The organism is Curtobacterium sp. GC_Cur_3 (assembly GCF_026544205.1).
Lineage (GTDB): Bacteria > Actinomycetota > Actinomycetes > Actinomycetales > Microbacteriaceae > Curtobacterium.
This window is the reverse complement of record NZ_JALNUI010000003.1, coordinates 1-23,547: the sequence shown is the minus strand read 5'-3', so window position 1 is coordinate 23,547 and position 23,547 is coordinate 1. Positions and strand designations below refer to the sequence as shown.

Sequence of the window (23,547 nt, the reverse complement as noted above, 5' to 3'; positions counted from 1 at the left end):
CCCGTCAGCCGGCCAGGCTGAACCCGGCGGAACCGGGGTCGGCGTCGAGCAACCGTCGGGTGTACCAGTGCTGCGGGTCGGCGTAGATCTGCTCGACCGGGCCGGACTCGACGACCTCGCCCTGGTACAGCACGACGACCTCGTCGCTGACGCGCTGCACGACCGCGAGGTTGTGCGAGATGAACATCATCGTGAGTCCGAGCGACTCCTTGACGTCCGCGAGCAGGTCGAGGACCTGCGCCTGCACCGAGACGTCGAGCGCCGACGTGATCTCGTCCGCGATGACGAGGTGCGGGTCGACGACCAGGCCCCTGGCGATCGCGATGCGCTGCCGCTGCCCACCGGAGAACTCGTGGGGGTACCGGTGCATCATGTCGGGCTGGAGACCGACCCGTTCGAGCCAGGCGCCGATCCGGTCCTGGTGGGCCGCGACCCTGGGCCGGACCGGGTCGATCGCCTCGGCCAGGGTCTGCGCGACGGTGCGCCGCGGTGACAGCGACGAGTACGGGTCCTGCGGGATCATCTGGATGCGACGTCGGTACGTGCGCAACGTCCGGCGGTCCGCATCGGTGAGGTCCACGCCGTCGACCACCGCGGTGCCCGACGCCGGCTTGACCGTGCCGACGAGCACCTTGGCGAGCGTCGACTTGCCGGAGCCGGACTCCCCCACGACACCCACGGTGCGACCCCGCCCGAGGCGGAGGTCGACGCCGTGCAGGACCGTGGTCTGTCCGAAGGTGACGTCGAGGCCACGCACGTCGATCATGGCGTCGGTCGCCGTGCCGGTCGTGGTCTCGGTCATGGTGTCGGTCATGCGCGTGCCTCCGGGGTCCGTGCCGGGACGGTCACCACGGGGGTGGCCGCGAGGAGCTGCTTCGTGTACGGGTGCTCGACGGTGTCCGGGGACAGGCCGGCGACGTCGTCGATGCGCTCGACGATCGCGCCGTCGCGCATCACGAGCACGCGGTCGCACAGCGCTCGGACCACACCCAGGTCGTGCGAGATGAAGAGCACGGCGGTGCCGGAGTCCTCGTTCATGCGCTTGAGCACCGTGAGCACCTCGCGCTGGACGGTCACGTCGAGCGCGGTCGTCGGTTCGTCCGCGATGAGCAGGTCGGGCTTGGCGCTCATCGCGGAGGCGATCATCGCGCGCTGCTTCATGCCGCCGGAGAGCTGGTGCGGGTACTGGCGCAGCCGCCCCTCGGGGTCCGTCAGCATCACGGCGCGGAAGCCGCGGGCGAGCAGCTGCATCGCGTCACGGCGGCTGTGGCGCAGGCGCATCCGCAGCACGTCGGTGAGCTGGCTCCCGAGCACCATCGCCGGGTTCAGCGCTGTCCCCGGGTCCTGGTAGACCAGGCCGATGCGGGACGCGAGCACCCGGTCCGGCACCCGACCGAGCAGGTCGACCCCGCCGAGCTCGAGCTTCCTGGCCGACGCCTCGAGGCCCTCCCCGAGCAGCTTCCCGACGACCGAGGCCGTCAGCGACTTGCCCGAGCCGGACTCGCCGACGATGCCGAGCACCTCGCCCCGGCGGACCGTGAACGAGACGTCGGAGACGAGTGCCCGGCCGGTGGCAGCGTGGCGCACGGAGATGCCGTCGGCCACGAGCACCGCGTCCTCCTCCACGTCCAGCGTCGGGGCGCCGGACGCGCGCGGGTCATGCGGGCTCGCGTCGAGTTCGACCGCGGGTTGGCGGCGGCGGCCAGCCCGTCCCCGACGAGCAGGGCGGCGAGCGAGGCGAAGGTCAGCGCCACGGCGGGCCCGACGATGACGACGGGGTTGACGACGATCCGGTCGAGGCCGTCGTTGAGCAGCGTCCCCCAGTCGAACGCGGGGGTCTGCGCGCCGAGGCCGATGAACGACAGACCGGAGATCTCGACGAGGGCGCCGGAGAACGCACCGGCGATCAGGATCAACGTCGGTTCTGCCATGTTCGGCAACACGTGCCGCACGGCCACGCGGTGCGCGGGCACACCCATGAGCCGCGCCGTGGTGACGTACTCGCTGGTCGAGATCTTCGCGGCGAGGTTGGCCGTGAGCCGGGCGAACCCGGCGATGTTCGCGACGGCGATGGCCACGACGACCTGCACCATCCCCTGCCCGAGGATCGCGGCGACGATGATGGCGACCAGCATCGTCGGGTAGCTGACGGCGAACTCGATCGCGCGCAGACCGAGCTCGCGGACCCGTCGCGGCGCGAGCCAGACGCCGATGCCGAGCGCGATGCCCAGCACGGCGGAGATGGCCGTCGCGGCGAGCGCCATCAGCACGGTGGCGCGGGTGGCGACCAGGGTCCTGGCGAGCATGTCGCGGCCGAGGGTGTCGGTGCCGAGCGGGTGCGCCGACGTCGAGCCGAGGCCGGCGGTGCCACCGATTCCCGTGGCCTGCCCGCTGAGCACGAACGGGGCGACGACCGCGACGACGAGGATGAGCCCGAACATCACGAGCCCGACGACGAGTCCGGCGTTCCAGGCGAAGGAGCGAGGCCGGGAGGGGCCGTCAGCGGTGGCGGTGCGGACCGCGGTGATGGTGTCAGCCACGTTTCTCTCCGAGGGTGCGCGGGTCGATGAGACCCAGGATGACGTCGATGACGAGGGTGATCACGAGGGAGATGAGACCGATGACGAAGACCGCGGCCCGGATCACCGGGTAGTCCTTGTCGACGGCGATCGCCTGCACGATGACCCCGCCGAGTCCCGGCCAGGCGAAGACCGCCTCGGTGATCAGGGCGGACCCGAGCAGCGCGGTCATGATGATGCCGGAGAGCGTCAACGCCGTCGTGAGCAGGTTCGGCAGCATGTGCTTGGCGTAGATCGAGAGCGTCGGCAACCGCCAGCCGCGGGCGGTGCGCATGTAGTCCTGCTCGAGGATCACCGCCGTCTCCCGCCGGACGATGCGGGCGACCGAGCAGGTCCCACCGACGGTGAGGGCAGCGATGGGCAGGACCGCCGCGGACCCGAACGAGTACGCGGGTGAGTAGGCGGGCGGCAGCACCCGGAGGAGCACCGCGAACACGACGACGAACCCGGTGGCGAGCACGTAGGTGGGGATCGAGGAGACGAGTCCGGTGACGGCGGTGAAGGTCACGTCGAGCCAGCGGTGACGGTCGCCCCGGGTCAGGACGCCGACGGTCATGCCGAGGGCGAGTCCGAGGACGAGCAGCAGCAGCACCGCCGCGATGGTGATCGTCAGCGTGTACGGCACGGCGGTCATCACGATGTCCATCGCGGGGGCGCGGTACTTGTAGGAGTCCCCGAAGTCCCCCCGCACGACGCCGGCGACGTAGTCCCACAGCTGCACCGGGAGCGGCTGGTCGAGTCCGAGCTGGTGGCGGACGAGCTCGACCTGGGCGAGCGTCGCGGTGTCGCCGGCGATGGCCGTGGCCGGGTCCCCGGGGATGAGCTGCACGATCAGGAAGGTCACGAGGACCAGGACGGCCAGGTTCACGACGAGGCCGATGACGCGTCGGAGCAGGAAGCGCCGCCAGGCACCGCCGAGCGTGGCGGCCCGTGGTGCCGGTGCAGGGCCCGGACCGGGCACGGGGGGATGGTCGATGGTGGTGGTGCTCATCGTGGATGCTCCTGCCGTGCTCGGGTCCGGGCGCTGCTGTGCGGTGGTGCGGTGGTGCGGTGGTGCGGTGGTGCGGTGGTGGTTACTTGACGATCCGCATCGCCGAGACGTCCCAGTAGCCGGAGAAGACGTGCGTCTCGAATCCCTTGCGGGCGACGTACCGGTGGGTGTCGGTGATGAGCGGGGACATGTCGACGCGCTCGAGGATCGTCTTCTGCGCGGTCTCGAAGTCGGTGCACTGCTTCGCCGGGTCCGACGTGGCCATCGCGGCCTGGTAGGCGGCCAGCCCCTCGGGGTTGTCGCTCGACGTCACGTTCGTGCCGCCGTCGGCGTAGGTCGGGCCGAGGTACCGCGCGATCGAGGTGTTGATGAGGCCCGTCTGTGCGTCCTCGGCGGCGAGCGCGAGGTCCCAGGTCTCGGGCTTCGTCCGCATCTGCGTCGTCCAGTCCGCCGGGTCCGGTGCCGTCACCTTCACCGTGGCACCGGCGTTCCGCAGCGACTCCGCGAGGAAGTCGGCGGCGGGGTCCCAGTTGGACACGATGAGGAGCCGGATCGTCTTGCCCTTGAGCTCCTTCGCGGCCGCGGCGGCGTCGTGTCCCTGGACGAGCGCGCTGTCGTCGACGGCGCAGCGGTAGCTCGCCGCGTTGACCGTGTGCTGGGCGACGCCGAGGCCGTCGAGCCCGGCGTTGTTGAACCCCTTCGTGTCGACGGCGGCCGCGGTCGCGGCACGGAGCGCCTGGTCCCCGGCGAACACGGACCCCGAGCCCTCGGCCTCGTTGAACACGAGGTTGTAGGCGGAGCTGGCGAACTTCACGGTCGAGTAGTCGCCGCCGGTGAAGCGCTCGGCGTTCGAGTCGTAGAAGCGAGCGACGTCGACGCCACCCGACTGCAGCAGGTTGGCGCTCGTGTTCGAGTCGCCCTGCACGGTCATGTTGATCGTCTTCGCCGGCTTGCCCGTGACGGTCTTCCAGGCGGGCCATGCGTCGTAGTCATCGCGGAGCGAGTACGCGACGCTCTTGCCGGCCGCGGACTTCGTCAGGGTGTACGGGCCGGACCATGCGCCCTTGACCGTGCCGGCCGCGAGGCCCTTCGGGTCCTTGATCCCGGCCGGGCAGATGATCCCGGTGCCGGGACGGGTCATCCCGCCGAGGAGCTGCGAGTACGGCGCACTGAGGTCGACGGTGAGCGTCTTCGCGGAGTCGTCGGCCGTGAAGGTCGGGACTCCCGAGCCGAACGCCTGGTTCTTCCAGGTCTGCGCGCCGGAGTCGTCGAGCCCGACGAGGTACTTGAACGAGTCCGCCACCACGGTCGGCGTGATGGCGGTCCCGTCGGAGCAGGTGGCGCCGTCCCGGATGGTGAAGACGTACTTCGACGCGGACTCGGCGTCCCACTTCGACGCGAGGCCGCCGATGTACTGGCCGCTCTCGCCCTCGCCCTGCCGGAGCAGGGTGTCGAAGCCGAGGCGGGCGACCTCGACGTCCGAGCTGCCCGTGGCCTTCGCCGGGTCGAACGTCGCCGGGGCGTACCAGAGCTCTGCGTTGATCGTGTCGGTGGTCGACGTGTCGCCGCCACCGGTGGCGGAACCGGACGCGGTGCAGGCGCTCAGCGAGAGGCCGAGTGCGGCTGCCAGCGCGGCGCCGACGAGGATGCGCTTCCTCACCATGGTGCTGTCCTCCAATGGGATTCGGGATGATGCCAGGGGGTCAGTCCCAGGGGTCGGGTCTAACTTGGATACAATCTAGGACAATCCGCATCCAACTGTGTTTCGTGTGGATTACATCTCCGCGCGGAAGACCGTGCAGCCGCCGACCTCCGTGCGGAGGACCAGCGCTCGAGCGAATTCCTCCGCCGAGCACCGGTCCGGGTCCACGTCGAGGAGCACCCAGTCCGCCAGCGCCCCTGGACGGAGGACGCCCCGGCGCCCGTCCGCGTAGGACGCGTGTGCGGCACCGCGGGTGTAGGCGTCGACGGCTTCGAGGACCGAGATCCCCTGCGCCGGGCCCTCCGGTTCCTCCACGTCCCGCATCCGTCTGGTCACCGCGACCGGGACGACCTCACGCGGGTCGAACGGGAAGTACGGGGCGTCCGAGCCCATGGCCACGACGACGCCGGCGTCCAGCCACGACCGCATCGGGTTCACCTCGGTGACACGGTCGCCGAGTCGAGCGCGCAGGCCAGCGGCGTTCTTCCACGCGATCGACGGCTGCAGCGAGGCGACGACCCCGAGGCGGGCAGCCCGCTCCATGCTCGCGGCACTCGGCTCCAGGTAGGCGTGGACGAGCTGGCACCGCAGCGCCGCGACGACCTCGGCCGGGGCAGCCGCCTCGAGACCGTCGAGCACCTCGGCGACCGCACGGCTGCCGACGGCGTGGACGCCGAGGCCCCACCCCCGCTCGACACAGCCGGCGGCCAACCGCGCGAACTCCCCCGCCGAGATGCGTCGCACACCGTGGTCGTCCCCCGACCACGGACGCTCGAGCAGCGCCTCCCCCTTCATGCCCTCGCCGTCGTGGTAGACCTTCACCGGCCCGAGGCGCAACCAGTCGTCGCCGGCGCCGGTCGACCCGCTGATGCCGTCGAGGACGGCGAGCGCCGCGTCGACGTCGGGGACAGCGGGGGTGCCGAGCTCCGGCCAGGGCATGGCGACCACCCGGAGCGTCAGTGCTCCGCGTCGGTGGGCCTCGCGCCAGCCCTCGAGTTCGGGCAGCGACACGGCCGGGTCGACCACACCGGTGAAGCCCATCGCGTGCAGGAGCGGCTGGACACGACGGATCGCGGCGACCCGGTCCTCGAGCGCGGGCGGTTCGTCACCGAGCCAGTCCGGGGCGTCGGGGTCGGCGTCCCCGTCGGCGAGCATGGCGGCGGAGAAGGCCCGGGCGTCGGCGTCGGGGCCGACCAGCTGCAGCGCCTTGAGCCCGGCGCGCTGCGCGTGCGCGTGGGCGTCGATGAAGCCGGGCAGCACGGTCCCGTCGACGTGGTCCTCGGGCGTCCCAGGAGCAGCGACGGCACGGACCTCGGCGACCGACCCGACGACCGCGACGGTGTCGCCCACGACGAGCATCGCCTCAGCGTGGGGCCGGTCGGGGTCCATGGTCCGGATCCGTCCGACGACCACCAGGGCGGGAGCCGGCTCAGACACCGACCGGCTCCCGCTCGTCCAGCCAGTCGTGCACGTCGGCCGCGGTCACGAGCGCGTCACGCTGCAGGTACCCGATCGCCTCGAGTGCCGCGTCGTGCGCGCGCTCGCTCGACCCGGCGACGCAGTCGGTGAGGACCCGGACCGCGTAGTCGTGCTGGTGCGCGTCCGCCGCCGTGTAGTGGATGCAGACGTCGGTGAGCCCACCGACCAGGAGCACGGTCTCCGCGCGGTAGGCCTTCAGCACGATCTCGAGCTCCGTGCCGAAGAAGGCCGAGTAGCGGCGCTTCCGGATCACGAACTCCGACGGCCTGGGCTCGAGCCACGCCGCGAGCTCGGTCTGGTCCTCCCCCTCGATGCAGTGCGGCCCCTCGGCACCGTCGAGCTCCCGGCCGATGTCGACGAGGTCGGGCTTGTGGACCTCCTGGATGAACACGACCGGCACGCCGGACGTCCGGCAGTGCTCGATGAGCTCGCGCACCCGCGGGGCGCGTTCGGCCCGACCCGGCATCACCGGGATGCCGGGTGTCGGCAGGGTCGAGGTCGCACCACCCTGGATGTCGACGACGATCAGGACGGGGTTGCCGGTGACGGCGAGCATGCGGTGGTTCCTTCCACGACGGTTCGTGCACGGGTCCGGACGCGGGCCGTCGCCGTCATTCTGGGACGGCCGCGCACCACGGAGGGGTCGACGGTGTTTCGCGGGCGTTAAACCTCAGCTGTCGCCCATCGGGCGCGCGGACCGCCGCCGCCGGAACGGCAGGAGGTCGGCGACCGGCACCGCGCCGGACCCGTCACCGACCGCCACCCAGACCCGCGCGTCCGGGGCGTGGTCGACGAGGAGTTCGGCGCAGACACCGCACGGCTCGACGAGGTGCAGGGTGCCGCCGGGTCGACGGAGCACGCCGACGACGGCGACGACCGGCGACCCGGCGACGACGGCGGCGCTCAGTGCAGCCGACTCGGCGCACACCGACGCCCGCCCCGCGGACGCCTCGACGTGCAGACCGGTGACGACCATGCCGTCGGCGAGCCGGAGGGCGGCGGCGACCTCGTGCACGCCGGTGCGGTAGCGGCGGTCGAGCACAGCGGTGGCGACCTCGAGCAGCTCTCGGTCACCTGACCCCATGCCCGGCGGCGGGCCGTCGAGCACCGGTCGATCGGAGGCGGTCACGACCAGCCCATGATCCTGGCCATGTTGCTGCCCTCGATGAGCGCGCGGTCGGCCTCGTCGGGCACGGCCTTGGCGATCTTCATGCGTTCGAGGTCGAAGTCGCTGCCGGGCCACTCGGAACCGAGCAGGATCTTCTCGGCGCCGAGCCTGGCGTACGCGCGCTTCACGTCGGACATCAGGGTCGCCGACGTCTCGAGGTAGACGTGCGGGTTCCGTTCGGCGACGATGATCGCCTCGGGCACGTTCCACACCGCGCCCATGTGCGCGATGATCGTCGGGACGGTCGGGAAGCCCTTCGCGATCTCCTCGATGGCGAACGGCGCGCAGAACGCGTCGTCGAGCGCGTTGATGAGGACCGGCAGTCCCAGCTCGGCGCACACGGCGAAGAGCGGGTCGAGCAGACCGTGGTCGGCGACGTGGTAGCCGTGCAGGCTGGGGTGCAGCTTCAGGCCGACCAGCCCGCCGTCGGCGAAGCGGCGGATCTCGTCCGTGGCGTTCTCCCACTGGGGCATGACCTGGCCGAAGCCGAAGAGCCGGTCGGGGTGCGCGGCCACCAGGTCCATCAGGAAGTCGTTCTCGATCCCCTGCGCGAGCGAACAGACCATCGCGCGGTCGACCCCTGCTGCGTCCATCCGGTCGAGGATCCGGGTGGCGTCGAACGGGGTGTACGACGGCGGTTCCTCACCGGGTCGGACCCCACTGAGGTAGTCGCTGCGCCCGCGGCGGTCCTGCGTCGTGTTGTAGGCGTCGATGATCATCGTGGCGTCTCCTCGTCGGCGGCGGACGGTCGGTGGACCGGCCGTATGTGATCCGATACTGCCAGAATTGGATCCAATCTGGAAGTGGGGGCACGGTTGCGTGCGGGGACCCGGGGAGCCGAGCCGAGCCTCCCGTCAGTGGATCGCGACCATCGCACCCATCGCGAGCACGCTCGCGAGGGACGCCAGGCGGCGCACCGACTCGACCCGTGGCGCGCGACCACCGCAGACGCTCCACACGACCGCAGCGGCGTGCACGACGACGGCGACCACCACGGGCAGCAGCAGCACGACGCCGTGCTCGTGTCCGGCGCCGCGGTGGGCGTCTCCGCTCCCGAGCACGACGAAGACCGCCGCGAGCAGCATCCCGAGGGCATGCAGGTGGTCGACGCCCGGACGCCGCCCGGACCCGCGCACCCGCTCGACCAACGCCGTGCCCATCGCGCAGCAACCCAGCAGGAGCGCCCAGAACGGCGCGGGGACGATCCCGAGACCGGGCAGGTGGCCGTCGAGCATGGCGACGAGCATCACGACCTCGGCGACCAGTGGCGCCGTCGCCACCCCGCGGCGACCGACGACACCGAGCACCAGCGCCCCGACGGCGCTGGCGACCATCACGAGGAACAGGAGGACCACCATTGGATCCAATCATGTGCGAGTCGGATACGGCAATGGGATCCAACTCCTGCGAAGATCGGAACCGCAGCGGTGATGCTGCGACGACCGACCGAGGGAGACCCCGCGTGACCACCACCGACGGCAACGCACTCGTCGACGATCTGGCGGCCCGCATCCGCGCGAAGATCATGACCGGCGAGATCCCGATCGGCGCCCCGCTGCGCCAGGCGGACCTCGCCACGCAGTTCGGCATCAGCCGGACCCCGGTGCGCGAGGCCCTCCGCCAGCTGCAGACGGGCGGCCTGATCGAGGTCGTGCCGAACCGCGGCGCCGTGGTCCGTGTCCCCGTGCCGTGGGAGGTCCGCGAGGCCTACGAGGTCCGGGCCGAACTCGAGTCCCTCGCCGCGCGCCGCGCCGTCGACCGACTCGACGACGCCACCGTCGACCAGCTCCGGTCGGTGAACCAGGCGATGTACGAACGGTCCCTCGCGGCTGCGGCCGGCGAACAGCCGAAGCAGCGGGAGGGCAGCGACAACGACCAGTTCCACGGGCTCATCTACGAGGCGTCCGGGAACACGCGCCTGACCCGGATGCTCGTCGAGATCAACGACGCGTTCCCGCGCAACGTCTCGGGCCTGGTGCTCCGGGAGAACTCCCGACACCGCGAGGAGAACTTCCGCGAGCACGAGGAGCTCATCGAGGCCTTCGTCGCCGGCGACCGCATCCGTGCCGCTGACCTGATGCGGGAGCACGTCCTCCGCGCCGGAGAGCACCTGGCGCACTGGTACGAGCGCCGGTCCTCGACGGTGTTCACCGGCTGAACCGCGGCGCCCGCCCGATCCACCCGGTGGCCTCCTCGATCGCCCGCGTGACGGCGAGCAGCTGCGCCTCGCGTCCGTGGCGTCCGACGACCTGGACACCCACGGGCAGTCCGTCCGGCGTGAAGCCGGCCGAGGTCACCACGACGGGGTGTGCGGTCAGGGTGAGCCGGTTCGCCAGCATCTGCCAGGTGAAGTAGCGCTCGAACCGGTGTCCGTCGACCTCGTCGACCCACTCGACCTCGGCGGGCGGTGCGACGACCGGCGTCGCCGGCAGCACGAGCACGTCGTGCCGCTCGAGCACCGCCGCCGTGTCCCGGTACATCCGGGTCCGCCGCTCGTACGCGTCGGCGAGCTGCGCCGCGGTCGTCGCACGCCCCTGCTCGACGTTCCGGACGTAGTCGGGGCGGAACCCGGTCGCCCCGGCGTCGACGGCGTGACGGCCGCCGAGGAAGAACTCGAACGTCTCGATCGTCTCCCACGCCTCGTCCGCACCGGTGAAGTCGGGCTCATCGTGCTCGACCACCGCGCCGAGCCCGGACAGCTGCTCGGCGAAGGCACGGTGCACGGCACGCACCGCCGGGTCGATCGGCAGACCACCCGCGTCGTCGCTCCACGCGACCCGCAGGCCGTCGACCGACACGGGCCGCGCGCGGTGCTGCGCCATGCCGGACATCGGCCAGACGGAGCGTTCCACGGCCAGCGCGCCGAGGAACAGCGCCGCGTCGGCGGAGTCCCGCGCCATCGGACCCGTGACGCCGTGCGGGGTCCAGGCGTTGCCGGTGCGGCCGCTCGGCACCCGACCCGGGCTCGGCCGCACCCCGACGACGTTGCAGAACGCCGCCGGGTACCGGAGGCTGCCGCCGCTGTCCGAGCCGTCGGCGATCGGGAGCATCCGACCGGCGAGTGCCGCGGCCGCACCCCCGCTCGAGCCACCGGCGTGCCTGGTCGTGTCCCAGGGGTTGACGGTGGTGCCGAACACCGGGTTGAAGGTCAGGACGCCCTGCCCCATCTCCGGGGTGTTCGTCTTGCCGATGACGAGCGCACCGGCTTCGCGCAGCAGGCCGGCGAGCACGCTGTCGCGCTCGGCCGGACGGGCGCCGGCGAAGGCCGCCGACCCGTTGGTGGTGGGCATGCCGGCGACGTCCATCAGGTCCTTCACCGCGGTCGGCAGGCCGTGCAGGGGCGGCAGCACGTCACCGGTGCTGCGCGCCGCGGCGGTCAGTCGGTCCGCGTCCCGTGCCGCGGCGAGCGACGTCGAGTCCGGTTGCTGGGACACGACGGCCCGGAGGACCGGGTTGCGCTCCTCGATGCGGTCCAGGTGGGCGCGCATCACCTCGACGGCGGAGACCTCGCCGGTGGCGACGGCATCGGCGAGCCGGACGGCGGACCAGTCGGCCAGGTGTTCCATCAGCGGCCGCCCTCGTGGTCGTGCTGCTGTTGGGCGGCGACGTGGCCGTCGTGCACGGCTTCGACCGCGTGGTCGTGGCCGACGTGGCCCTGACCAGCGTGGTCGTGGCCCGCGTGGTCGTGGCTGCCGCCCGGTGCGCAGTGGTCGGTCGCCGACGGCGGGACGTCGAGCGACGGGTTGCGGTCGAAGAACCCGTCGGGCTCGAGCCGGAAGCCGATCCGGTCGACGGGCATCACCGGCCACTGCTCCGGACGGGGGAAGTGGTGCACGCCGAGCACCGGCCAGAGCACCAGCCGCTCGTCGTCCAGCGACCGGTCGGCCTGCTGCCAGACGTGCACGCCGTCGTCGCCGAGCTCGCCCTGGTTCGGGTACTCCCCCGCGATGAAGCGCTGCTCGGGGTCGAAGGCGCTGGCCCAGAGGTGCTGTCCGACGAAGGGCGCCTTCCGCTCGACGACGCTCCCGGGCCGGACGTGCAGCTGCGCGGTGTCCCGGATCGCCAGGCGGTAGGCGGTGCGCTCGCCGTACCGGTTCTGCGCGGACTCGCTCTCGATGCGCCAGTGCCGCGCGCGGGCCGGGTCGGTGCGCATGGCGCCGGCGGCCTCGGACAGGATCGGGGTCTCGACGGCGATGCAGGCGTTGCCGTACGGGTTCAGTGCCTCGTCCGGCTCGACCTCGGCGTGCACCTCGACGAGCCGGTTCCGCGGCCCGTCGACGGCGGTGTCGAGCCGCACCGCGAAGTAGTGCTGGTGGATGGGGGCCTGCACGTTCGGCGCCACCAGGCGGCCGGACCGCGGGGTCGCACCGTCCGCGATCCCGGACACCGACATCAGCCCGGTGAGCTTCACCTCGAGCTCCACCGAGCCGTCCTGGTACAGGGACCAGTAGAAGCCGTAGTCGTAGTTGGCGACCGTGGCGAAGCTGGAGATGACGAGGCGGCGGCTGCGACGGACCTCGGAGCTGCCGGTCCGGGTGTTGACGTGCTTCCAGAGGATCGAGTCGTCCTCCTCGTGCAGGCAGATGCCGTTCACGACGGTCTGCGGTTCCCCGTGCCCGTCGAGGTACTGCACGTCGAAGTACCGGATCTCGCCGAGGCAGTCGCACCCGAGCTCGAGGCTCGCGGTGAGCGGTCCGGCGCCGTACTCGCCCCAGTCGAAGAAGTTCTTCCGGTACGCGGTCGGGTCGCTGTCGAGGTACGGCACGTACATCTCGTTCACGGCGGCACGGTGCAGCACCGGACGCTCGACCTCGCCGTCGCGGTACCGGAGGTCGTGCAGCACCAGGCCCTCACGGTGCGAGAACCCGACGCGGAACGTCCAGTTCTGCCAGGTCACCTGGTGCCCGCGGACGTCGAAGCCCGGTCCGTCCTGCTGCACGACGTCGAGCGGGGCGACCTGTCGGTCTGGGCCCCACGTGCCCGACGTGTAGACACCCGTCTCGCTCGCCATCGGGACCACGCCGTGGTCCTCGATGCGGATCACCTCGAGCGTGTCGAGGTCGAGGATCGGGACCAGCCCGGCGACGGGTCGGGCGTAGCCGTTGTCCTCGGGGAACTCGCGGTACCAGACGGTGCCCCAGCTGAGCCGTCGGTCGGCGAGGTCCTCCGGCACGAAGCCCGTGATCGACTCGGGGTCGACCCAGACGAGCGAGGTGTCGGTGATGCCGCGCTTCGCCAGGGCCTCGACGAGCAGGGGGGACTTCCGTGCCGCCTGCGCGATGAGGCGGGCCTCGTCGCTCGACACCCCGGGCCGTCGGTGGTCGACGTCCGTCCACAGCTCGACGATCGCCGGCGAGTCCGGACCGGCCGTCCACCCGCGCACCTCCCACGCGGCGTGGGCGTCCGGGTCCATCACGACGAGCCGGACCGGTCGCGCTCCCCCGGCGGCGGTCCCCCTGGCCTTCTCCTCGTCGAGCGCGATGCCCCAGAAGCGCGGACGCGCGCCGATCCGGTCGGCCGACCGCACCGCGGCGACGAACGAGGCGATCTCCGCCGAGGTCAGCGGGTCGAGGACGTGGGTGGTGCTGCTCATGGACTTCCTCCGGGAAGCGGGTCGGGTGGGGTGGCCGGGATCAGGCGGATCGGGTCATGGCGTGCTGAGGACGACGGCGCGTCCGTCGGCTCGGGGGTCGCTCGCGGCGTCCAGGCGGCCGTCGGCGTGCAGCCGCACGGTCTGCACGTGCCCGGCGTCGTCGACGGCGCCGTCGGTGCGGACGACGGGCAGCCCGAGGACACCCGCGGCCTCCACCGCGTCGTCGGTGCCCGGTTCGGCGACGACCGTCATGACCTCGTGGCCCAGGTCGCGGGCGCCGACGACGAAGCGCGGACGCCCGAGCACCGCCGCGGGGTCGCTGTCCGGCGCCAGGAGGTCTCGTGCGACCTGGGCGAGGATCCACGGCTGCGCGCTGCCGCCCTGGCACCCGAGGGCGAGCACCAGGTCGTCGGACTCGGCGATGACCGGCAGCAGGGTGTGCGGCGGTCGGAGCCCGGGGCCGACGTGCGCGGGGTGCGCCGGGTCGGTGCTGGAGGCGGAGCCGCGGTTGTGCAGCACGACACCGGTGCCCGGGTCGAGGATGCCCGAACCGAACAGCTGGTAGACGCTCTGGATGAGCGAGACGACGGTGCCGTCGGAGTCGGCGGCGGTCACCGCCACGGTGTCCCCGAGCGCGCGTCCGGCGCGGGGCAGCGCTCCCACCCGCCGGTGCCCTCGGGGGTCCGTCATCGCGTCGACGTCGATCACACCGCCGCGGGGGTCGCCGAGTTCCGCCTGGCGCACGAGCGCGGCGCGGTGGACGGCGTCGACGAGGCCGGTGGTGTCGGTGTCGAGGGCCTCCGGCAGGATCCCGAGCAGGACGACGCCCTGCGTGGGCGGCGGGGCGACCCACCAGCGCACCCCGCCCGTGGTCGACGTCTCGGGCTCGGGCGACTCGGCCCGGTGCGCCGCGAAGTCGTCCTCGGTGTGGGTGCCGCCGAGTTCGCGGAGCCGACCGCTGATCGACGCGGCGATGCGGCCGCGGTACATCGCCGACGGGTCCTCGGCGAGCTCGGCCAGGGTGGCGGCCAGGGCTGGTTGCACCAGCGCGTCCCCCTCGCCGAGGAGCCCGCCGGCGCCGTCGCCGAAGACACCGGTCATCCCGGCGTCGGCGCGCAGCTCGGCGGCCCTGGCGGTGATCGCCCGCGCGAGCCCGGCCGAGACCGGGGCACCGTCCGCGGCGAGCCGTGCGGCGCGTCGGAGCGGTGCCGCGAGCCCGAGCCGACCGCCGAGCCGGTCGAGGGCCTGCCACCCGGCGACGACACCGGGGACCGTGACGGTCTGGGCTCCCTGGCGCGGCATCCGGTCGAGCTGCGCGAGTGCACCGACGTCGATCCCGGCGGGTGCGGCGCCCGCGGAGACGACCGTGGACACGGAGCCGTCCGGACGCCGCACCAGGGCGACGAGGTCACCGCCGATGCTGCACTGGTGCGGGTAGACGACGGTGAGGGCAGCCGCGGCGGCGAGGGCAGCGTCCACCGCGTCACCGCCGGCGGCGACCGCCTCGGTGGCCGCGTCGAGCGCGGCCGGGTGCGGTGCCGCGACGGCGACGCGGAGGGGGGACGCGGTGGCGGGGGCGGTCATGCGGTGGTCACCATCCTGGTGGGGCTGAGGAAGTCGAGGTCGGGTCGGTCGTGGCCCTGGACCAGGTCGGCGACGGCCTCCCCGATCGCCGGGCCGAACTTGAAGCCGTGCCCGGAACAGGCCGCGGCGACGACGACCTCGGGTTGGTCGGGCAGGGGGCCGACGACGAAGCGCTTGTCGGGCGTCATCGTGTACAGGCACGCGACGGCGTCGCCACCGTCGGTGTCGAGCCCGGGGACGAAGCGCCGGAACAGCTCGCCGAGGTGCTCCGTCTCCGCCGTCGTCGGCGGCGCGACCGGCACCTCGGGGTCCCACACCGGTCCGGCGTCGATCCCGATCTTCGCGCCGGACCCGCCGGCCTCCGGGAGGCCGAACACGAGTCCGTCCGGCAGGTCCACCGAGAAGCACCCGAGCGCCGGCGGCTGCGCCACCGCCTGTCCTGGGCGGACCGTCAGCGTGACGATCCGCCACACCTCGAAGAACGACGCGCCACCGGGCACGAGCCGTGCAGCCCACGCGCCACCGGCGAGCACGAGCCGCCGCGCACGGAGCGTCCCGGCGTCGGTCCGGACGCTGACGACGCCGCCGTCGACCGACCAGTCGACGACGGTCTCGCCGAAGCGGAGCTCGGCACCAGCACGCGCGGCGGAGGACTGCGCGAAGGCGAGCGCCCCGGCTGCGTCGAGGACGCCGGCGTCCGGGTCGTGGACCGCCCCGTAGGACGCCGGGAGGCGCAGCGACGGTGCGAGTGTCGGCCAGGTGTCGGGTGCGGCCGGGAGGCTCGACCCGCCCTGCATCGTCGGCTCGCCCCGGTGGGCGTACAGCCCGCCGGTCGGGTGCAGGAACGGCGCGCCGGCGGCGGCTCCCCAGCGGTCCCAGCCGCGGAAGGCGCGGTCGACGAGGTCGTTCCACACCGGGTTCGGGTAGGCGCGGCGGATCATCCGGGTCGCGCCGTGCGAGGAACCGCGGCGGTGCCCCGGCTCGAACCGTTCGACCCCGACGACGTCGAGCCCGCGCTCGGCGAGTTCGAGGGTCGTCGCCGAGCCGTGGATCCCGAGTCCGAGGACGACGACGTCGTGCAGGACGCTCACGCGCGTGCCTCGGCGACCTCGGCGACGACGCCGGCGAGCAGGACGCGGACGTCCTCCTCGTCGTTGTACACGTGCGGGGACACCCGCACGACGCTCGGCAGCCCACGGGCGCCGAGGTCCCACTGGGCGTGGCTGGCCGGCACGGCGATCGAGTCGACGCCGCGTCGTCGGAGTCCGGCGGACACGGTCTTCCCCGGCGCGCCGTCGACGGTGAACGTCACGATGGCGGACGGCGATGCGGGCGGGTCGGTCACCGTGACGCCGTCGATGTCCCCGAGGTCCGCGCGGAGTCGCTGTCCGAGTGCGACGAGGTGGCGCTCGGTCGCGACCGGTCCGCGCTCGAGGGCCTCGCGGAGGGCCACACCGAGTCCGAGCCGACCCGCGACGGAGCACTCCCAGGTCTCGAGCTGCCGCGCGCTGCCGTCCATCGTCCACTCATCCTCGCCGGTCCAGACGGATCCGCGGACATCGGGTGCCCACGATCCGATGCCGTCGAGCGTGCCCCGTCGCAGGTACGCCAGCCCGGTGCCCCGTGGCCCCCGGAGGAACTTGCGGCCGGTCGTGACCAGCGCGTCGCAGCCGATCGCGTGCGCGTCGATCTCGAGCTGTCCGACCGACTGGGTGGCGTCGACGACCGTCACGGCGCCGTGCCGTCGGGCGGACGCCGTCACCGCCGCGATCGGTTCGACGAGCCCGGACGACGTCGGGACGTGCACGGCACTGACGACGACCCGGCCGGTCGCTGACGCGAGCGCGCGGTCGAGCTCCTCCAGGTCCATCGCACCCGAGGCGTCACTCGGCACGACGACCAGCTGGACGCCGTCGTGGCGCTGCAGCGCGAGGAGCCGGAGCGCCTGGCTGACGTAGCTCGAGCGCGGTGCGACGACGGTGTCGCCCGGACCGAGCCGCAGGGCGTCGAAGACCCCGCGGAGGCCGCTGGTCGCGCTGTCGAAGCAGGCGATCTCGTCGGCGTCGGCTCCGAGGAGGGCGGCGGCCGACGTGTAGACGTCGGCGAGGGCGTCGGTGGCCTGGGTGGCGGCTTCGTACCCACCCACCCGCTGTTCGAGGTGCAGGTGCGCGACCACGGCCTCCAGGACGCCGTCGCTGACCAGACCGGCGCCCGCCGCGTTGAAGTAGTGCCGTCCTGCCGTGCCCGCCGTGCGGGCGCGTTCCGCGGCGACGTCGATGCCCGTCGCCGTCCCGACAGCGCGCGTGCCGTCCTCCAGACCGATCGTCATGGCGGGTCCTCCCTCGTGCGCATCGCCCCCGGGGACGCTGAATGGATCCCATCATAAACAGGTTGTATCCATTACCGCCACCGCCGGATACGCTGTCGCCATGACGTACTCCGCTGAGGCCCGCGCGCGCGAACTCGGACTCGTGGTCCCCGACTACGCGGACCCGCCGTACGGGGGCCGCTACGGCAGCTCGCTGCGGGCGTTCCACCGCACGGGCGACCTCCTCGAGCTCAGCGGCATGACCCCGGAGTCGCGGGACGGGACGATGCTGCACCCGGGCGCCGTCGGCGTCGACGTCACGCTCGAGCAGGCCCAGGAAGCCGCCAGGTACACCGCGGTGAACGCCCTCGGGATAATCCGGTACGCACTCGGTTCGCTCGACGAGGTCGTCGCCCTGTCCCGAGGACTCTGCTTCGTGCTCTGCCCTCCGGGGTTCGACCAGCTCAACCTGGTGTCGAACGGCGCGAGCGACCTGCTCTTCGACGTGTTCGGGCCCGACGTCGGGCGGATGGGCCGCGCGTCCGTCGGAGCAACGGCCCTGTCCAGGAACGCCTGCTTCGAGCTGTGGCTCAGCCTGGAGTGCCGCCCCCGTCGGTCGGCGGAGTGAGGCCGCTCGCCGAGACCGGCACCAGGGGTGCGGCGTTCTGGATGCTCGTCCTGGCGTCGACGGCCGGCTACGTCGTCAACGGTGCGACCACCCCCGTCGTCCCACGACTCGCGACCGAGCACCTCGGCGCCGACCCGGCGCTCGGCGGGCTGCTGGTCTCGCTCGCCGCCTTCGTGTCGATCGGGGCGATGCCGCTCGCCGGGCTGCTGAGCGACCGGGTCGGCCCGCGCCGGGTCCTCCTGTGCTCAGGCCTGCTCGCAGCCGCGGGCCTCGGCGTCGTCCTCGTCGCCCTGAGCATCCCGAGCCTCGCGGTCAGCCGCGTCGTCTTCGGGGCCGGCAACGCCGCGACCGCCACCGCCCTCACCGCCTGGGTCGTCGCCGAGGCCCCGGTCGCGCAGCGGAGCCGGGCGCTCGGGCTCTTCGGGCTGGCCGTCTGGATCGGACTCGCACTCGGTCCGGTGCTCGGCGAGTCCCTCTTCCGCTCCGTCGGCCACCAGGCGGTGTGGGTCGTCACCATCGGGATCCAGCTCGTCGGCCTCGCCGTGGCGCTGCTCGTCCGCGGCGGTCGCGCGCCCGTGCACACCACCGAGGTGCGGCGGGCGGGAGCCGGCGTCGCGAGCGTCCTGCGCGCCGTGGTGCGCCCGGGGACTGCGGGACTCGTCGCCTGGGCGGCCGAGGGGTTCATGATCGCGTTCCTCATCCAGCACCTCGTCGACCAGGGCGTCGACGCGCAGGGCGTCCTCGGCGCCGCCGACGTGTTCGCGGTCTTCGCCGGGAGCGTGGTGGGCGTCCGGCTGCTGCTCGGCGGGCTGCCCGACCGGCTCGGACCCGTCCGCACCGCTCGTGCTGCGCTGGTGGTGCTCGCCGCCGGACTCGTGGTGCTCGCGGTGGCGCACGACTTCCCGACGGCCGCGGCCGGAGCCGTCCTGGTCGGAGCCGGGTACTCACCGCTCTTCCCCACGCTCACGGTCCTCGTCACCCGGCGGCTCGACGACCGGACCCGGGCCACCGGGGTCGGGGTCTTCTCCGCCGTCACCAGCGCGGGCTACGCGGTCGGGTCCCTCGTGGGCGGCCTGCTCGTGTCGACGGTCGGCTCCGGGTGGGCACTCGCCGTGCTGGCGGCGCTCCAGCTGGCGGCCGTGCCGGCACTCGGCCGGCACGACCCCGCGCGCCCACGCGACCTCAGAGCGCGATGACCACGCTCTTGAGCTCGCAGAAGGCGCGCAGCGCCTCCTCGCCCAGGTCGCGGCCGAGCCCGGACTCCCCCACCCCGCCGAACGACAGCGCGGGGTCGAACAGGTTGTAGGTGTTCACCCACACCGTGCCGGCGTGCAGGCGCTGCCCCATCCGGTGCGCGCGGCTCAGGTCCCGGGTCCAGACGCCGGCGGCGAGGCCGTAGGTCTGGTCGTTCGCGATCGCGATCGCCTCGTCCTCGTCCTCGAACGGGATGACGCCGACCACCGGGCCGAAGATCTCCTCGCGGGCGATCGTCATCGTGTTCGTGACGTCGGTGAACAGCGTGGGCTCGACGTAGTAGCCGGGTCGGTCGGGGACCCCGCCCCCGACCGCCACGGTGGCACCCTCGGCCTTGCCCTGCTCGATGTACCCGAGGACCTGCTGCCGCTGCTCCTCGGACACGAGCGGCCCGACGGTCACACCGCCGGCGAGACCGTCGCCGAGGGACACCTTCCGCACCGCCGCGACCAACCGCTCGGTCACGTCGGCCAGGACCGACCGCTGGACGAGCAGGCGGCTGCCGGCGGTGCACATCTGCCCGGAGTGCCCGAAGGACGCGCGCATCGCGGTGAGCACCACCGCGTCCAGGTCGGCGTCCTCGAACACGATGTTCGGGCTCTTGCCGCCGAGCTCCAGCGTCAGCCGCTTGAAGTCCGCGCTCGCGGCGCGCATCACCGTGCGGCCGACCTCGGTGCTGCCCGTGAACGACACCTTGTCCACACCCGGGTGGGCGGTCAGCGCCGCCCCGACACGACCGTCGCCGGTCAGGACGTTGACGACACCGGCGGGGACTCCGGCCTCCTCGCAGATCGCGGCCACGCGGAGCATCGTCAGCGGCGTCTGCTCGGCGGGCTTGACGACCACGGTGCACCCGGCGGCGAGCGCCGGGGCGAGCTTGAAGGCCCCGGTCATGATGGGGAAGTTCCACGGCAGGATCAGCGCCGCGACGCCCACGGGTTCGAGGGTCGTGTAGACGTGGTGCTGGCCGCCGTCGACCGGCACCACCGTCCCGGTCAGGCGCGACGGGGCACCGGCGTAGTACCGGAACACCCGTGCGGACGTCGCCGTGTCGGCGCGCGAGCGCTCGATCGGCTTGCCGTTGTCGCGCGTCTCGAGCACCGCGAGCTCCTCGAGCCGCTCCTCGATCAGGTCGGCGACGCGGTGCAGGACGCGGCTGCGGTCGTGCGGGCTCATCCCGCTCCACCGCCGGTCCTCGTGTGCCCGCCGTGCTGCCGCGACCGCGGCGTCGACCTGGTCGGGCCCGGCCTGCGGCACCCGGGTGAGGAGCGCCTCGGTCGCGGGGTCCACCACGTCGATGAGCTCGGCGTCGTCGGGTGCGGTCCAGGTGCCGTCGACCAGGAAGGGCTCGAGCGGCGCGAGGGGGGCGAGGGTGTCTCTCATGGCGGTTCCTCCGGTGCGGGGTGCTGGTCAGGGACGGTCGAGCAGGCGGACCGGCTCGTCGACCGTGATGCGGGTCAGGACGTCGTCCGGCACGCCGAGCTCCCGGAGCCCGGGCACGACACGCGCCGTGAGGTGGTCGAGGCCGTGGCCGCCGTGGCGACGCAGCTGCCCCTTCGTCCAGGTGGCGTGTCCGAACACCCACCGGATGTCGGGGTCGGTGTCGGCGAGCGCGAGGAAGGCGTCGACGCGCTGGGGGTCGCTCGCGTTCCGGATCCGGCCCACGTGCGAGGCCTCGTTCCCGAAGCACAGCTCGAGGACGGCGCCGGCCTGGCCGAGGTCGCGCAGGTAGGGCAGGTCGAGGAACTCGTCGACGGTGGAGAACACCACACGGTCCGGCGCGACACCCTCGGCGACGACGTGGTCGAGGACGGCGAGGCCGTTGCGGGCGTCGGCGGCCAGGCGGACCACGATCGCCGCTCCGGTCGTCGCCGCCGCCCGGGCCGCCGCGGTGAGGCTGGTCCGTTCCTGAAGGCCCGCCGCCGTGGTGAAGGCGGCCGTCGTCCCCATCAGGCCGAGCAGACCGGCGCGGTACGTCGTCCCGGGGACGGCGTCGGTCAGGGCGCCCTCGAACAGGCGCTCGCGTGCGTCGACGTCGAGCGCGAGGTACTCCTCGGACAGCAGCCGCGGCAGGTAGGCGCCGTACCCGGCCACGACGGCGATGCCGGCGGCGCGAGCGAGTTCGGGCAGGCGTGCGTGGTCCGGGCCGAACCCGAGCGAGCTCAGGTCCACGACGGTCCGGAGGCCCTGCGCGACCGCGATGCGGAGCTCGTCAGCGAGCAGGTCGAGGTCGTCGAGCCGCAGGTTGTCCGCGAGCGCGAGCTGGCTCCACCGCAGGGCGGCCGCGAGGTCGGCGGTGACGGCGAGGCTCGGTTCGAGCCGTTCGACCCCGGGCCGCTGCAGTGCGCTGGCATCCGTGAGGAGGTGCTCGTGCATCGACACCGGCCCCACGCCGGAGGTCTCGATCGGGCCGAGGACGGTCTGGATCACGGGGTGCCTTCCGGGTTCGGACTTGACGGATCCAATCTACATCGGTTTGGATCCCTCTTGTCCACCACGGTACCGAGGGACCTTGCCGACGCGAGAAGTTCACACGCGGGCCGTCCGTGTCACGTGCCCGAAACAGCCGGGCAACGGCGACGACACAGCCCAGCACGACACTTGGTCGCACTACCTGTCACCCGACAGGTACTCCGCGAAAGGTCTGAAGCCATGCGCTCTCCAGAAGCTCCGCTCCACGCACCGCGCGCCACCACGTCGACCGGTCCCGCCGCCGCTGCCGACACCCAGGGCACCGCCCGACTCGGCTACGAGCAGGAACTCCACCGCGGGGTCGGCTCGTTCTCCTCCTTCGCCGCTGGCTTCTCCTTCGTGTCCATCCTGACCACCGTGTTCCAGCTCTTCGGACTCGGCTTCGGACTCGGCGGTGCCGCGTTCTTCTGGGCGTGGCCGCTCGTCTTCGGCGGCCAGCTGCTGGTCGCGCTGAACTTCGCGCAGCTGGCCGCCCGCTGGCCGATCTCCGGGGCGATCTTCCAGTGGTCGAGCCGCCTGGCCGGTTCCCGGTTCGGCTGGTTCACCGGCTGGACGATGATCATCGGCCAGACCCTCACCGTCGCGGTCGCCGCCATCGCCGTGCAGGCCGTGCTGCCCGCGATCTGGAGCGGCTTCCAGATCGTCGGCGGGGCGGGTGCCGACCCCTCGCTCGCGTCCGCCACGGGTGCCGCGAACGCCGTGGTGCTCGGCCTGGTGATGCTCGCCGTGACGACCGTGGTCAACATCACCAGCGTCCGGCTGATGGCCCGCGTGACGAGCTTCGGCGTGCTCATCGAGATCATCGGCGTCGTCGTGCTCATCGGGGCGCTGTTCCTGCTCCCCCACCGCAGCGCGAGCGTCGTGTTCACCAGCGTCGGGTCCTCGAGCACCGAGCCGTACGTCTTCGCGTTCCTGGCGTCCTCGCTGATGGCCGCGTACGTGATGGTCGGTTTCGACTCCGCGGGCGAACTGGCCGAGGAGACCCACAACCCGCGCCGGACGACCCCGAAGACGATCGTCCGTGCGCTGACGGTGTCCGGGCTCGGCGGTGGGCTGCTCATCATCGGCGCACTCGTCGCCGCCCCGAGCCTGACCAACGGCAAGCTCGCGACGCAGGGGCTCGCGTGGGTGATCACGTCGACGCTCGGCGAGGTGGCCGGTCGGCTCCTGCTCTGCACCGTCGCGGTCGCCGTGTTCGCGTGCACCCTGGCCGTGCAGACCGCCGGTGCCCGGATGGTCTTCTCGATGGCCCGCGAGGGAGCGCTGCCCTTCCACCGGACGCTCGCGAAGGTCTCGCCGCGCACCGGCACCCCGATCGCGGCCTCGATCGTCGTCGGGGTCGGCGCCGGCCTGGCCCTCGCGGTCAACATCGGGCAGTCCGCGATCTTCACCGCCCTGTCGAGCCTGTGCATCGCGATGCTCTACCTGGCCTACCTCGGGGTGACCGGGCCGCTCCTCCTGGAGCGCCTCCGGATGCGCCGGACCGGCCTGCCCACCGGGGTCGACGAGGACGGGAAGCCGCTCTTCACGCTCGGTCGGTGGGGCATCCCGCTGAACGCCCTGGCCGTCGCGTTCCAGATCGGCATGGCGGTCAACCTCATCTGGCCCCGCCCGGAGATCTACGACCTGACCGGCAACTCCTGGTGGCTGCAGTACAGCGCGCTGCTGTTCATCGGCGGCGTCCTGGTCGTCGGCTGGGCCTGGTCATCGTGGCGGCACCGCGCACACGGACCGCTCACGCTCGCGCACGTCCCGACCACGGCGGCCGTGCCGACCGCCGTCGCCGCCA

The 23,547-nt window shown here is 72.7% G+C and carries 21 protein-coding genes; 4 read left to right on the top strand and 17 right to left on the bottom strand.

Going from position 1 to position 23,547, the window contains the following annotated elements; all coding sequences use genetic code 11:
- Positions 1-4: 4 nt before the first annotated feature.
- From OXR63_RS02010 to OXR63_RS01965, 10 genes are all read right to left on the bottom strand, one after another.
- Positions 5-814, bottom strand: coding sequence for an ABC transporter ATP-binding protein (locus OXR63_RS02010; RefSeq protein WP_267419706.1), 810 nt, complete (start codon positions 812-814; stop codon positions 5-7).
- Positions 811-1,587: an ABC transporter ATP-binding protein gene (locus tag OXR63_RS02005; RefSeq protein WP_267419705.1), complete on the bottom strand. Its 777-nt coding sequence runs from the start codon at positions 1,585-1,587 to the stop codon at positions 811-813. Before OXR63_RS02005 ends, OXR63_RS02010 begins: the two co-directional genes overlap by 4 nt.
- Positions 1,479-2,540: an ABC transporter permease gene (locus OXR63_RS18300; protein WP_267419704.1), complete on the bottom strand. Its 1,062-nt coding sequence runs from the start codon at positions 2,538-2,540 to the stop codon at positions 1,479-1,481. Before OXR63_RS18300 ends, OXR63_RS02005 begins: the two co-directional genes overlap by 109 nt.
- A complete protein-coding gene (locus OXR63_RS01995) occupies positions 2,533-3,570 on the bottom strand; it encodes an ABC transporter permease (RefSeq protein ID WP_267419703.1) in 1,038 nt (345 codons plus the stop codon). Before OXR63_RS01995 ends, OXR63_RS18300 begins: the two co-directional genes overlap by 8 nt.
- Before the next feature lie 82 nt (positions 3,571-3,652).
- Positions 3,653-5,233, bottom strand: coding sequence for an ABC transporter substrate-binding protein (locus OXR63_RS01990; protein ID WP_267419702.1), 1,581 nt, complete (start codon positions 5,231-5,233; stop codon positions 3,653-3,655).
- A 111-nt stretch (positions 5,234-5,344) separates the two neighbouring features.
- Positions 5,345-6,661: an amidohydrolase gene (locus tag OXR63_RS01985; RefSeq protein WP_267419700.1), complete on the bottom strand. Its 1,317-nt coding sequence runs from the start codon at positions 6,659-6,661 to the stop codon at positions 5,345-5,347.
- A gap of 40 nt (positions 6,662-6,701) precedes the next feature.
- A complete protein-coding gene (locus OXR63_RS01980; protein WP_267419698.1) occupies positions 6,702-7,307 on the bottom strand; it encodes a cysteine hydrolase family protein in 606 nt (201 codons plus the stop codon).
- Between the two features lie 114 nt (positions 7,308-7,421).
- Positions 7,422-7,880 (bottom strand): hypothetical protein, encoded by a 459-nt coding sequence (locus OXR63_RS01975; RefSeq protein ID WP_267419696.1) that lies wholly within the window; start codon positions 7,878-7,880, stop codon positions 7,422-7,424.
- Positions 7,877-8,638 (bottom strand): amidohydrolase family protein, encoded by a 762-nt coding sequence (locus OXR63_RS01970; protein WP_267419694.1) that lies wholly within the window; start codon positions 8,636-8,638, stop codon positions 7,877-7,879. Before OXR63_RS01970 ends, OXR63_RS01975 begins: the two co-directional genes overlap by 4 nt.
- 135 nt (positions 8,639-8,773) lie before the next feature.
- Entirely contained in the window at positions 8,774-9,277 is a 504-nt protein-coding gene (locus OXR63_RS01965; protein WP_267419693.1) for a hypothetical protein, read from the bottom strand.
- Positions 9,278-9,381: 104 nt separating this feature from the next.
- Here OXR63_RS01965 and OXR63_RS01960 point away from each other — a divergent pair, with 104 nt between their 5' ends.
- Positions 9,382-10,077, top strand: coding sequence for a GntR family transcriptional regulator (locus tag OXR63_RS01960; RefSeq protein WP_267419692.1), 696 nt, complete (start codon positions 9,382-9,384; stop codon positions 10,075-10,077).
- Here OXR63_RS01960 and OXR63_RS01955 read toward each other — a convergent pair.
- Genes OXR63_RS01955 through OXR63_RS01935 form a run of 5 tightly spaced genes read right to left on the bottom strand, consistent with a single transcriptional unit; the run spans position 10,067 to position 17,425 of the window.
- Positions 10,067-11,485, bottom strand: coding sequence for an amidase (locus tag OXR63_RS01955; protein ID WP_267419690.1), 1,419 nt, complete (start codon positions 11,483-11,485; stop codon positions 10,067-10,069). The genes OXR63_RS01960 and OXR63_RS01955 overlap by 11 nt on opposite strands.
- The gene (locus tag OXR63_RS01950; protein ID WP_267419688.1) at positions 11,485-13,512 is read right to left on the bottom strand and encodes a primary-amine oxidase; all 2,028 of its coding nucleotides are present in this window, start codon (positions 13,510-13,512) and stop codon (positions 11,485-11,487) included. The genes OXR63_RS01955 and OXR63_RS01950 overlap by 1 nt, the downstream gene beginning before the upstream one ends.
- A gap of 54 nt (positions 13,513-13,566) precedes the next feature.
- Positions 13,567-15,096, bottom strand: coding sequence for a gamma-glutamyltransferase (locus tag OXR63_RS01945; protein ID WP_267419686.1), 1,530 nt, complete (start codon positions 15,094-15,096; stop codon positions 13,567-13,569).
- The gene (locus tag OXR63_RS01940) at positions 15,093-16,187 is read right to left on the bottom strand and encodes an FAD-dependent oxidoreductase (protein WP_267419684.1); all 1,095 of its coding nucleotides are present in this window, start codon (positions 16,185-16,187) and stop codon (positions 15,093-15,095) included. The genes OXR63_RS01945 and OXR63_RS01940 overlap by 4 nt, the downstream gene beginning before the upstream one ends.
- Positions 16,184-17,425, bottom strand: a complete 1,242-nt coding sequence (locus OXR63_RS01935) for an aminotransferase class V-fold PLP-dependent enzyme (protein WP_267419682.1) — start codon at positions 17,423-17,425, stop codon at positions 16,184-16,186. The genes OXR63_RS01940 and OXR63_RS01935 overlap by 4 nt, the downstream gene beginning before the upstream one ends.
- 100 nt (positions 17,426-17,525) lie before the next feature.
- Here OXR63_RS01935 and OXR63_RS01930 point away from each other — a divergent pair, with 100 nt between their 5' ends.
- Both OXR63_RS01930 and OXR63_RS01925 read left to right on the top strand, forming a co-directional pair.
- Positions 17,526-18,032 (top strand): RidA family protein, encoded by a 507-nt coding sequence (locus OXR63_RS01930; protein ID WP_267419680.1) that lies wholly within the window; start codon positions 17,526-17,528, stop codon positions 18,030-18,032.
- On the top strand, positions 18,029-19,228 hold the full coding sequence (locus tag OXR63_RS01925; protein WP_267419678.1) for an MFS transporter: 1,200 nt from the start codon (positions 18,029-18,031) through the stop codon (positions 19,226-19,228). The genes OXR63_RS01930 and OXR63_RS01925 overlap by 4 nt, the downstream gene beginning before the upstream one ends.
- Here OXR63_RS01925 and OXR63_RS01920 read toward each other — a convergent pair.
- Entirely contained in the window at positions 19,215-20,669 is a 1,455-nt protein-coding gene (locus OXR63_RS01920; protein WP_267419676.1) for an aldehyde dehydrogenase family protein, read from the bottom strand. The two genes, OXR63_RS01925 and OXR63_RS01920, sit on opposite strands and share 14 nt — an antisense overlap.
- Before the next feature lie 27 nt (positions 20,670-20,696).
- On the bottom strand, positions 20,697-21,716 hold the full coding sequence (locus OXR63_RS01915) for a hypothetical protein (protein ID WP_267419675.1): 1,020 nt from the start codon (positions 21,714-21,716) through the stop codon (positions 20,697-20,699).
- A 222-nt stretch (positions 21,717-21,938) separates the two neighbouring features.
- Here OXR63_RS01915 and OXR63_RS01910 point away from each other — a divergent pair.
- The coding region (locus OXR63_RS01910; protein WP_267419674.1) for an APC family permease at positions 21,939-23,547 on the top strand (1,609 nt) is incomplete at its 3' end.